General features: G+C 43.4%; 8 protein-coding genes. 2 read left to right on the top strand and 6 right to left on the bottom strand.

What is annotated here, in order from left to right; genetic code table 11:
• Positions 1–313: 313 nt before the first annotated feature.
• Complete coding sequence (gene asd, locus M1E93_RS00040) at positions 314–1,420, top strand: aspartate-semialdehyde dehydrogenase (RefSeq protein ID WP_004924086.1); 1,107 nt, start codon at positions 314–316, stop codon at positions 1,418–1,420.
• A gap of 53 nt (positions 1,421–1,473) precedes the next feature.
• Here the strand turns inward: asd and M1E93_RS00035 are convergent, their stop codons facing one another.
• Complete coding sequence (locus tag M1E93_RS00035) at positions 1,474–3,294, bottom strand: FUSC family protein (protein WP_014657161.1); 1,821 nt, start codon at positions 3,292–3,294, stop codon at positions 1,474–1,476.
• 117 nt (positions 3,295–3,411) lie between these two features.
• On the opposite strand from M1E93_RS00035, the gene M1E93_RS00030 reads away from it, so the two are divergent.
• Positions 3,412–3,873, top strand: coding sequence for a MarR family winged helix-turn-helix transcriptional regulator (locus M1E93_RS00030; RefSeq protein ID WP_072502657.1), 462 nt, complete (start codon positions 3,412–3,414; stop codon positions 3,871–3,873).
• A 40-nt stretch (positions 3,874–3,913) separates the two neighbouring features.
• Here the strand turns inward: M1E93_RS00030 and M1E93_RS00025 are convergent, their stop codons facing one another.
• The 5 genes from M1E93_RS00025 to dnaA all read right to left on the bottom strand — a co-directional run bounded on the left by M1E93_RS00025 (position 3,914) and on the right by dnaA (position 11,762).
• Positions 3,914–5,503: a phosphoethanolamine transferase gene (locus M1E93_RS00025; protein ID WP_004924094.1), complete on the bottom strand. Its 1,590-nt coding sequence runs from the start codon at positions 5,501–5,503 to the stop codon at positions 3,914–3,916.
• A gap of 226 nt (positions 5,504–5,729) precedes the next feature.
• Positions 5,730–8,144: a DNA topoisomerase (ATP-hydrolyzing) subunit B gene (gene gyrB, locus M1E93_RS00020; RefSeq protein WP_004924097.1), complete on the bottom strand. Its 2,415-nt coding sequence runs from the start codon at positions 8,142–8,144 to the stop codon at positions 5,730–5,732.
• A gap of 18 nt (positions 8,145–8,162) precedes the next feature.
• Positions 8,163–9,257 (bottom strand): DNA replication/repair protein RecF, encoded by a 1,095-nt coding sequence (gene recF, locus M1E93_RS00015; protein ID WP_004924099.1) that lies wholly within the window; start codon positions 9,255–9,257, stop codon positions 8,163–8,165.
• Positions 9,258–9,264: 7 nt separating this feature from the next.
• The gene (gene dnaN / locus M1E93_RS00010; protein ID WP_004924103.1) at positions 9,265–10,365 is read right to left on the bottom strand and encodes a DNA polymerase III subunit beta; all 1,101 of its coding nucleotides are present in this window, start codon (positions 10,363–10,365) and stop codon (positions 9,265–9,267) included.
• A gap of 5 nt (positions 10,366–10,370) precedes the next feature.
• Complete coding sequence (dnaA, locus tag M1E93_RS00005) at positions 10,371–11,762, bottom strand: chromosomal replication initiator protein DnaA (RefSeq protein ID WP_004924106.1); 1,392 nt, start codon at positions 11,760–11,762, stop codon at positions 10,371–10,373.
• Positions 11,763–12,111: the final 349 nt, after the last annotated feature.

The raw sequence follows: 12,111 nt of genomic DNA, 5'->3' as shown, positions 1-12,111 counted from the left end.
TTAGTGATTGATTTTCTTGACTTCAGTTTTCCTGCGCCATCGCGGCAGTCCTGTGTCGCGATGGTTTTTTTTCATTAGCCCCTCTACGTTTAGCCTTTTGCGCGTAGGGTATAAGCGCCAAGATAGGGGGATCATTAGGCACATTTCTAATCTTCTTACTATTAGTGAATAAATTCACTTGCACACTGGTTCATATTTTGTCAGCTTTAATGTACCCAATAAATTTTTTGTTTCTGCTGAGAGCAAAACCTGTTTTCGGATGGAGCAGAGCATTTATTCGGGGGGAGAATTTTAAACAGACAGGGTGAACATAATGAAAAATGTAGGATTTATCGGCTGGCGAGGTATGGTCGGTTCAGTTTTGATGCAGAGAATGGTAGAAGAAGGTGATTTTAATGCAATTCATCCTGTATTTTTTACCACCTCGCAACATGGCGCTGAAGCGCCAACTTATGGTGGGCATCGCGGAACGCTGCAAGATGCGAATGACATCGATGCATTAAAAGCGCTAGATATCATTATTAGTTGCCAAGGCGGTGATTATACGAATGATATTTACCCTAAATTACGTGCATCAGGCTGGGAAGGCTATTGGATTGATGCGGCATCAGCCTTACGTATGAAAGATGATGCGATCATCATTCTCGACCCCGTCAACCAACAACATATCCAAGATGGACTGAATAAAGGCATTAAGACCTTCGTTGGTGGTAACTGTACGGTCAGTTTGATGCTAATGTCGCTAGGCGGCTTGTTTACCAATAACCTCGTTGAATGGGCTTCTGTCGCAACATATCAGGCAGCTTCAGGGGCTGGCGCGCGCAATATGCGTGAACTATTAATGCAAATGGGTGCATTACATAATCAAGTGGCTAAAGAGCTACAAGATCCTGCATCGGCCATTTTAGATATTGAGAAAAAAGTGACCGACTTTACTCGTAGCGGCACCATGCCAACCGATGCGTTCGGGGTACCTTTGGCAGGCAGTCTGATCCCATGGATTGATAAAGCGCTAGAAAATGGCCAAAGCCGTGAAGAGTGGAAGGGCCAAGCGGAAACTAACAAAATTTTGGCAACAGGTAGTAATATTATCCCTGTTGATGGTTTATGTGTACGTATTGGTGCATTACGTTGCCATAGCCAAGCATTCACATTAAAACTGAAAAAAGATATCCCGCTCAATGAAGTTGAACAGTTGCTGGCTTCTCACAATGAATGGGTGAAAGTCGTCCCGAATGATCGTGAAATCACCATGCGTGAGCTGACACCTGCTGCGGTGACTGGCACATTGAGTACCCCTGTGGGCCGCCTGCGTAAACTGAATATGGGGCCAGAATATCTGTCTGCCTTCACCGTCGGTGACCAACTGTTGTGGGGTGCTGCCGAGCCACTACGTCGTATGCTAAACATCCTACTATAAGCCATATAGACATATTAATCTGCACCTCACATCCAACGTGGAGGTGCAGTTTTTTATCTTCTTTTCTGCTCCGCCAGTCTGTTCAAATAGTCCTGTAATAGCATTAGCCTCTTTGGATTATCGTGGTTATTACTTAATCGCTGAATGATTCGCTCTAGCTTGTTTGCATCGATTTTGTCGTGTTGTAAGCGAAAAACTAATGCATTTAGGGCGCGTTTTTTTGAGGGTTGATGCATAAATTGTTTATGCAGTATAACTAAAATCAACCAGATACCTTGCCTTACCTCGAAGAAATCAAGTGTAGCAGAGAAAGACTGCTCGCTTTTTTTGGCAAGTATTAACCCATTTAATAAACGATGCATTAGGCGCGTTGTTGATGGTTTATGGCCTTGAATAAGCTGTGCAACCCCTTGCTTAAATTGTTGATCAGCCAGTTGAAGCAGATGTTGGTAACGTTTTTGGGGGTTAGTTGGATAAATCCACATAAAGGCAATCATAGCCACAAGAGGTCCACAGACAATCGCAATCGCATTCCCCACACTGGTTGTAAAAGAAATTGAAAATGGGTAGCTAGGTTGCAGTAAGATCAGTGAAACCATTATGTAATCAAAAGCAATAAATATTAATCGGCTATGAGCAAAAATAATGATGCCGCTAATGATGACAGGGATAATTAACAAGGTCATTTGCCATGATGAGCTTGCAAAAGGCCACAGGCACCAACTGCAAATTAAAGCGGCAATAGCCCCCAAAAATTGCCCCGTGAAAACATTTTTCATGAACTTATCGGGGTAATCAAATGAAGCAAATATGGTTAGCATCACTGAAAGGCCTAAAGTGAGATAAGCCAGTGTCTGCCATTGTGTTAATAGCCAAAGCACCCCAACCACACCAATGGTGATAAATGACCGCGAAAATGCATGCCATGCCGAAATCTTGTCTTGATGTAATTTGAGCTTATCGACTCGGCTTTCACGCTTTATCGAAGTGCCTTTAATTGCGTAATAGAGCGTGACCAAAAGATTTTTTAAGGGGCCATTTGGGCAAAGTGATAATAAGTGTTTCCACTCTCTTTCTGACGGCTCTTGGTCTGGAAAGGGGAATGCGGCAATCGATTTAAATTGCGTTAAATGCAGTAATATTTGGCTTTGGGCAATTAATCGTTGCCGTGCTTGAGTCACCTGTTTTCGATGGTAGCGCCAACCAATACGGTTTGCTTCTAACTGCTCATCATAGCTTGCGATTTGCTGCCAGAGATGATGAATATCATCTGGTTTAATCGCTTCTTTCTTATGTAAGGCTCGATGTAAAATAGTATAAAACTGTTGATTTATCTGGTTTTTTAAAACAGTTATAGGTGCTTGGTCTCGCTTTGGCGTGAATAGATAATTAAAAATCACAGCAGAGAGAACGCCGACCAAGATAGTCCATAGCCTATCCCAAGCCACCAAAAAGATATTGTTTGAGTCATGTACGCTAAGCATGCTTACCATCACGGCAGAATAACCTGCGAGTAACGTACCATAAGCCACAAATCCTTTTTGGAGTTGCCCAATACCGCTACACGCCCCTAGCCATATGGCAAGCCCAAAGATAAACAGTAGCGGGTGGATAAAATGCAGGTAGATGAGTAGTACCCCAGCGAGTACGCCACTGACAGTACCGGCAAAACGCCACCAACTCTTTTCGAGTAAGTTTTCACGCCAAGGCTGAGCAGATGCCCACACAGTCATCGCTGCCCATTGTGGATGGACAAGCTGAAAATATTGAGCAACAAACAGCGCAATAATTGAGGCGCAAGCAGTGATTGTGGCAAAGCGTAAGCGATCTGAATTAAAACCTAAACGCTGCAACAAAGCATTATTTTGTGACATAAAGTATTGAATATGGGTAATATCTGCGTGTGAATAGTAAGATTAGTTGATATTATCAACTAAATGGATAACAGATTATTAACTAATTAGTTGATAAAATCAACTAATGGGGTATTTATGCGGACAGACCAAGCGCGTGTTTTTGGGATAATTAGCCGTGCAGCCCATCGCTATATGAAATGGATGGGGGAGCCTTATGGGATCAATGCGATTGAGTGTTTGATGTTACTTCATATTCAGCAATATGATGAATCGACGCTTGAGCAAATCTCGCGTGCAATGGTGATTGATAAGTCGGTGACAACGCGCGGGATCAGTAAATTCCTTGAGCAAGGATGGGTCGAAAAGAAGAGTAGCTTAATTGACAAGCGTGCTTACCATATCTCGCTAACGGCGATTGGGGAGCAAATTGTTGAGGAGCTGAATGATAAATTAAATAAGTGGAATGATTACTTGGCGGCAGATTTAACGGAACAAGACGCTGAGCAACTATTTGGTTTTCTTGACAGCCTGGCAAAGAATGCCGTTGATATTTCTATTAAAGATTTCCCTGAACGGTTTACGGATAACCAAGAGTGATGCACTCGCTCCAATGATTTTAGAGCGAGCCATTGCCTGATTATTGTGGTGATGTCTGTTCTGAGGGGAGCGTATTGAGCTCCAATAAGTTCCGATTACCATCAATCATGGTGATCGTTTTCTGTGGCTGATAGCACTCGCGTAGTGGAGATAAACAGGCTTTAGAGGAGCGCTGTTGTATTCCTAACCAATCACTCATTAGCCAATAATTATTCGCGGTAGAATAGGGCTGATTGAGGGCGGTTTCGTTCAATACAGGTTTGGACGCACTCTGGCTGTACCATATAAACAGGGGAATTTCATAGGCCTCTTTGCGTGGGCTATTGACACCATGGTGGTAGTGAATGTTACGGTCACTGTCTAATCGCTGTAAGGCATGATCAGAAAAATACATGACGGTTGCAGCCTTACCATCTAATTTTTGCAAGATCTTATCGATAAATTTATCGGTATAGGCAATCGAACTATCATAACAGTTATCATCCTCTTGCTTGCTAAATTCTTGGTATTGGTCTTCAGGGAAGCGATTACAGGATGGTTCATGACTACCATAGGTATGTAATACAATCAGTTTTTTCTTTTTCCCATTCTGCGGATCATCGCTAATGGCTTGGTCGAAATAGTCTAAAATCTCTTCATCGTAACCGACAAACTCATTCCATTTCTTGTGTTTTGCCATGCTAGCAATGGTGGAGATAACGCTGGTTTTTTTATTGGTTTTACCTTGATTGCTGATCCAATAGGTATCAAAGCCCGCATGGTTAGCTAAGGCAATAATGTTATCAGCATAGTGCTGCTTATCCTGCATCTGTGAAAAGCTAATGTTTGAGAGAGACACTGGCACCGATAGGATGGTGACTGGTGCAGGCGAATAGGCCTGATTAAACAGCAGCATTTGTGGTTTACGGCGGTTTAAATTGGGTGTTGTATCGTATTGATAACCATAAAGGCTTAGGTGGTCTCGGCGTACCGATTCGCCAATGATCAAGACATAAACATCGGCAGCAGTTTCTTTTTTATCGTATTGATATTGAACAGTATAACTGGATATCTTCCGAATGCCTCTATTTTCATATAAATTTCTGATCAGTGCAGACGCGTTATAAAAAGGGGTGTGAGAGAGATATTGTTCCCCTAAAAGTAGATAGCTATCTTGTTTCGCGAATAACGCGGAATAATAGGTTGGGATCAACACAAGATAACCACAAAATACCCCCAAGCTTGCCCAAGTGACTTTGCGATTGAGGTATTTAGCACCTTGACGAATACTCAAAAAATAAACAGCGAAAACAATAATATAAAATAGAACATAGTATTTGTTGTAGGAGAGCATGCCTACAGTTTCACTGCTATTGGTGTTGATAAATGTTTCGGCAATCGACGAGGAAAAGCGGATATCGTGTTTTTGATAAAAGAAAAATGAAACGGAGAGGTTGAGCGCCCATAAAAAGGTAACAAATACCGTGATGATTTTCCCAGCCAGCGTGCGGTAGATCCCCGCACAAAGCAACATAACTAATGCGCCCGTTACGGTGATCGCGAGCTTGGAAAGTAAACTAATATCACCACCCAATAGTGCGGGTATAGCGGAAATCAGCAAAAAGTAAATTAAAGTGATAAATAAACGCATAGTGATAATGATTGGTTATATCTAATTTAAAGATTTAATTGGGTATTATTTTTAATTAAGTTAATTAGGTATGTATTAAGCGTTTATAACATAAAAAAAGAGAGTTTAATCAATATACAAGGGGTAAAAAACTGTAAACTAGCGTTATGTTAAGTCATGGATAAAAGAAAACCCTATGTTTTCACACAGGGTTTTCAAGCTGATAACGGTTTTTTCTCGCCGCAAATTAGATATCAATATTTGCCGCTTTCAGAGCATTCTCTTCGATAAAGGCACGACGAGGTTCAACGGCATCACCCATCAAAGTGGTGAACAGCAAGTCGGTTGCGATAGCATCTTTTACGGTGACGCGCATCATACGACGTGTATCAGGGTTCATAGTGGTTTCCCAAAGTTGCTCAGGGTTCATCTCACCAAGACCTTTATAACGTTGTACCGATAGGCCACGACGTGACTCACGACTTAACCACGCCAGCGCTTCCTCGAAGTTTTTGATATTCTGGCGGCGTTCACCACGTTCGATATAAGCACCTTCTTCAATTAGGTCGGCAATCATGTCACCTAAATGGGTGATGCGGCGGTATTCGCTACCGTGAACAAAATCAAAGTCGAGATTGTAGTCAGTATCGACGCCATGAGTACGGATACGAATGGTCGGTTCAAATAGCTGACGTTCGCGATTTTCCTTGATGGTATAGCTGTAAGTACTACCAAGCTGCTCATTGTCTTCTAAGCGTTGAACTAAGCCTTTAGTCCACTCTTCGACTTGTTCACTGCTTTTCAGAGCTTCTTCCGTCAAGGTAGAGTGATACACCAAGCTATTCAGTAATGCTTGTGGATAGAGCCGCTCAAGACGACGAATGATCTTGTGTGCAGCATTGTATTCAACAACCAGTTTTTCTAGCTCTTCGCCTTTCATCGCCGGTGCATCAGCACTTAGATGTAGCGCGGCTCCATCAAGTGCAATAGAAATGAGATACTCATCCATCGCATCATCATCTTTGATGTATTGCTCTTGCTTACCTTTTTTCACTTTGTACAGTGGAGGCTGAGCGATATAAACATGACCACGCTCAACAATTTCAGGCATTTGGCGATAGAAGAAGGTCAATAACAGCGTACGGATATGCGAACCATCGACGTCAGCATCCGTCATGATAATAATGCTGTGATAACGCAGTTTATCTGGGTTATATTCATCACGCCCAATACCGCAGCCTAAAGCGGTGATCAACGTAGCGACCTCTTGTGAGGAGAGCATCTTATCGAAACGCGCTTTCTCAACGTTAAGAATTTTACCTTTTAGAGGCAAAATAGCTTGGTTCTTGCGGTTACGGCCTTGTTTTGCAGAGCCGCCCGCGGAGTCCCCTTCCACAAGGTAGAGTTCAGAAAGTGCTGGGTCGCGCTCTTGGCAGTCTGCCAGTTTACCCGGCAAACCCGCCAGATCTAAGGCGCCTTTACGGCGAGTCATTTCACGTGCTTTACGTGCTGCCTCACGCGCACGCGCTGCATCAATAATTTTACCAACAACAATTTTTGCGTCAGTTGGGTTCTCTAATAGATACTCAACAAACCGTTCATTCATCATGGTTTCAACGGCTGTTTTCACCTCAGAAGAAACGAGTTTTTCTTTTGTTTGTGATGAAAACTTAGGATCAGGCACCTTAACAGAGATAACTGCAATCAAGCCTTCACGGGCATCGTCACCGGTTGCACTGACTTTAGCTTTTTTCTGATAGCCTTCTTTATCCATGTAGTTGTTGAGTGTACGTGTCATTGAGGCACGGAAGCCCGCAAGGTGAGTACCCCCATCACGCTGTGGAATATTATTGGTGTAGCAATAAACGTTTTCTTGGAAGCCATCGTTCCACTGCATGGCGATTTCAACACCAATACCATCTTTCTCAGTTGAGAAGTAGAATACAGATGGGTGAATTGGGGTTTTATTGCGGCTTAAATACTCAACGAACGCTTTAATTCCACCTTCATAGTGGAAATGGTCTTCTTTGCCATCACGTTTATCAATCAGTCTGATTGAGACACCAGAGTTTAAGAATGACAGTTCGCGCAGACGCTTAGCTAAAACGTCGTATTCAAATTCAGTGACGCCTTTGAAGGTGTCTAAGCTTGGCCAAAAACGGACGCGAGTTCCGGTTTGATCGGTTTCACCAACAACAGTTAGTGGGCCTTGTGGCTCACCGTGGCAATAAGTTTGTTCATGAACTTTACCATCACGGCGGATAGTGAGCTCTAATTTTTCGGATAAGGCGTTAACAACAGAAACCCCAACTCCGTGTAGACCGCCGGAGACTTTATAGGAGTTATCGTCAAATTTCCCGCCCGCATGCAGTACCGTCATGATAACTTCTGCTGCTGATACCCCTTCTTCCTCATGGATACCTGTTGGAATACCACGACCATCATCTTGAACAGAGACTGAGTTATCAGCATGGATTGTGATCACGATGTCGTCACAAAAACCGGCGAGGGCTTCGTCGATAGCGTTGTCGACAACCTCGAAGACCATGTGATGAAGACCTGTACCATCGTCGGTATCACCGATATACATGCCTGGGCGCTTACGCACGGCATCCAGCCCTTTTAATACCTTGATACTTGAGGAGTCATATGTATTCGACATCAACGTTTCCCGCTATATTTATTCCTGTGGTTTAACTTCTATTTTGCCATGTTCTACGCTAAACATCTTGCTATTTACATCAATCATGTCTTTAACTTGCTCAGGTGTTATTGCACTAACAAACACTTGAGCTTGCGTAGCCTTAAGCCGAGCAGCCAATAATTGACGGCGTCCCGAATCAAGTTCTGAGGCAAAATCATCCAGTAGATACAGGCATCTTTGCCCGCTCTGTTGGGTGAAAAACTCACCCTGCGCTAACCTTAATGCGCACATTAAAAGTTTCAATTGACCGCGTGAAAGCATATCTTCCACAGGGGTTCCATTCGCCCTGATCCGCAAATCAGCTTTATGTGGCCCAGAGGCGGTATAGGTTAACATTTTATCACGCTCAAATTGGCGTTCTAATAGCTCTGAATAATCGATTTCTTTATCCCAACCGCGTTGAAAAGAGACCGATAATACAAATTCAGGCAAAAATTGTTGGCAGGTTTGCTCAATATTTTCCGCAATACCTGCAATATATTCACTACGCCATTGGCTGATTTGCTCTGCAAGCGGAGCTAATTGCTGATCCCAATGGCGTATTTGTTCATAGCGACTGACCTGCCGTAATGCAGCATTGCGTTGCTTTAATAACCGTTTTAAGTCTGACCAAACGGAAAAAAACAACGGTTCGTTATGAAAACAGCCCCAGTCGATAAATGCACGTCGATACTTAGGGCCACCGTTTAGTAAGGTAAACCCTTCTGGGGTAATTAATTGCATTGGCAATAATTTTGCCAGTTCTGCAATTTTATGGCCGTCTGTGCCATCAATTCTGACTTTACTGTCACCCTCACGGTTTTTACTCAACCCTAACGACAATGCTTTGCGCGATGCATCCAGATGGCCTAATTTCCCATGTAGGATAAATTGAGCCTGTTCGTGACGGATCACGCGGTTCGCTTGGATACTACGAAAAGCACGACCATGTCCCAAGGTGTATATCGCTTCAAGCACACTGGTTTTGCCGCTCCCATTGGGGCCAATTAAAAAATTGAACCCATTAGCTAAAGCGAGATCGGCATCTTCAATGTTACGAAAATCGCGGATCAATAAACGCGAAAGGATCATAAAACGATTACAAACGCATTGGCATAACAACGTAAACAGCCGCGCTACTTGCGGAGTCTTCAATTTGAACACTCGACACAGCATCGGTTAAAAACAGAGTGACGTTTTCACTCTTCAGGGCATTGAGCACATCAAGGATATAGCTAACGTTAAAGCCTATTTCCATTTCAGTACCCTGATAATTCACATCAACAATCTCTTCCGCTTCTTCTTGCTCTGGGTTGTTTGCCGTAATGCGTAACTGATTTTCACTGAAATATAAGCGAACGCCACGGAATTTTTCATTCGATAAGATGGCCGCGCGTGAAAATGCTTGCTTGAGCAGATCACAACGAGCTTCTAATGTCTTATCCGGGTTTTTCGGCAGAACACGACGATAATCAGGGAACCTGCCATCAACCAGTTTTGAGGTGAAAATAAAATCCCCCACATGGGCACGAATATTATTACTGCCTATCTGCAATTGGACAGGGGTATCACCGCCATCCAAGAGGCGCATTAACTCAATGACCCCTTTGCGTGGCACGATGACCGAATGTGAAGGTAAATCTTGCCCGATATCCATCGCACATACAGCAAGGCGGTGCCCATCGGTTGAAACGGTTCTTAATAACTGGCCTTCGGTTTCAAATAGCATGCCGTTGAGGTAATAACGGACATCTTGATGAGCCATTGAAAACTGAGTGGCTTCGATTAAGCGTTTGAGGATTGACTGTGGAAGCGAAAACTCCACCTCACTTTGCCAATCATCTAAATTCGGGAAATCTGTGGCTGGTAATGTCGATAGTGAAAAACGGCTACGCCCTGAGCGAACAAGCAGCCTGTCATCATCGAGTTCTACACGAATTTCAGAACCTTCAGGAAGCCCACGCCAGATATCAAAAAACTTGCGTGCTGGAACGGTGGTTGCTCCAACGTCATGCTCCTGCGTTAAAGGAACATGGGCCATCATCTCCATTTCTAAGTCGGTTCCGGTTAATAGCAAAGCGCCTTCTTTAACTTGTAAAAGAAGATTACCTAAAATAGGTAGCGTTGGACGCCCACCTAATGGACCACTAACCTGTTGCAACGGTTTTAATAACTGCTCGCGTTCAATAGTAAATTTCATAGCAATTAAGATGATAATGTTCTGATTAAGTTAGAAAAATCCTCTTTGATGTCATGGCTTTCTTCCCGCAATTGTTCAATTTTACGGCAAGCATGCAATACCGTTGTATGATCACGGCCACCAAAGGCATCCCCGATTTCAGGCAAACTATGATTGGTCAGTTCCTTCGCCAACGCCATCGCCATCTGGCGCGGACGGGCGACAGAGCGAGAACGACGTTTAGAAAGTAAATCCGCAACTTTTATTTTGTAATATTCAGCCACAGTTTTCTGAATGTTATCGATAGTTACCAGTTTTTCTTGTAGTGCTAGCAAATCTCGCAGCGCTTCACGCACAAAGTCAATGGTGATAGCGCGGCCAGTAAAGTTTGCATTGGCAATAACACGGTTTAACGCACCTTCCAGTTCACGCACATTGGAGCGTAGGCGTTTAGCGATAAAAAAAGCCACCTCGCCCGGAAGCTGGATCTCATTTTCATCGGCTTTCTTCATCAAAATCGCTACACGGGTTTCTAATTCAGGTGGTTCAATGGCCACCGTTAAACCCCAACCAAAACGCGATTTTAAACGATCTTCAACCCCATTGATCTCTTTAGGGTAGCGATCGGAAGTCAAAATAATTTGTTGGTTGCCTTCCAACAGCGCATTGAAGGTATGGAAAAACTCTTCTTGAGAACGCTCTTTATTCGCAAAAAATTGGATATCATCAATCAGCAGTGCATCAACAGAGCGGTAATAGCGTTTAAACTCTTCAATCGCATTGTTTTGTAAAGCTTTGACCATATCTTGCACAAAACGTTCAGAATGCATATATACGACACGCGCATTGGCTTTGTGCTGCATGATGCTGTTGCCTACAGCATGTAATAAGTGTGTTTTACCTAAGCCCGTTCCCCCATAAAGGAATAATGGGTTGTATGCTCCCCCTGGATTTTCGGCAACTTGCCTCGCAGCAGCACGAGCGAGTTGGTTTGATTTACCTTCAACAAAGTTATCAAAGGTGTGTTTGGGGTTAACATTGGAGCGATAGGCAACATCAGGTTGCGCTTTGGTTGAGTTATCCCAGCTTGGCTTCACTGGCGCCGACGGAACGGCGATAGCTGGCGCTTCATGGGTATGGCGAGCCTGAGTATTGGTAGGAGAAACGGTGATGGGTTTGCTCCCCACCTCAAAACGCAGAGCTGGCGCATCAGTACCACAAAAGTCATTCAATAACTCGTTGATGTTATTGATGTACTTATCTCTAACCCAATCAAGGACAAAACGATTCGGGGCATAAAGTGCCAGTGTATTATCGTTTAATTCAGCTTGAAGAGGGCGTATCCACATACTGAATTCTGTGGCAGGTAGTTCATCCTGCAATCGGGCAAGACATTGCTGCCAAAGCGAAAGTGACACGGTGGACTCCCCTAAACAAGATCAATGAAACAAAAGAAGTACGGATTAAACAAAGAATTTTTTACTGGCCGCTTTTTTATGCAAGCGCCAGAGAAGTCAAAGTGATTCATTTTTACTCATCGTATTTTTCCGATCCGCAGATCAGAAACGTGACCAGAGATCATACCGTAAAATTGGCAAGAGATCTTCATTCTTTTACACAGTTTTTATGCTTTTTATCCACAGGTAATTGTGGTAAGACATCGCGATTAGAGGAGAACCCTCTTGTTTGATCTCGATCATTTGCTATTTTTCCACAAAGCTGGGGATAACTTTAGACGATTTATGGAAAATTTTCTCTAAGGATCAA

The organism is Providencia sp. PROV272, assembly GCF_049901975.1.
GTDB classification, from domain to species: domain Bacteria; phylum Pseudomonadota; class Gammaproteobacteria; order Enterobacterales; family Enterobacteriaceae; genus Providencia; species Providencia stuartii.
Note: the sequence above shows the minus strand (reverse complement) of the source record. Positions and strands in the feature narration are given on the sequence as shown.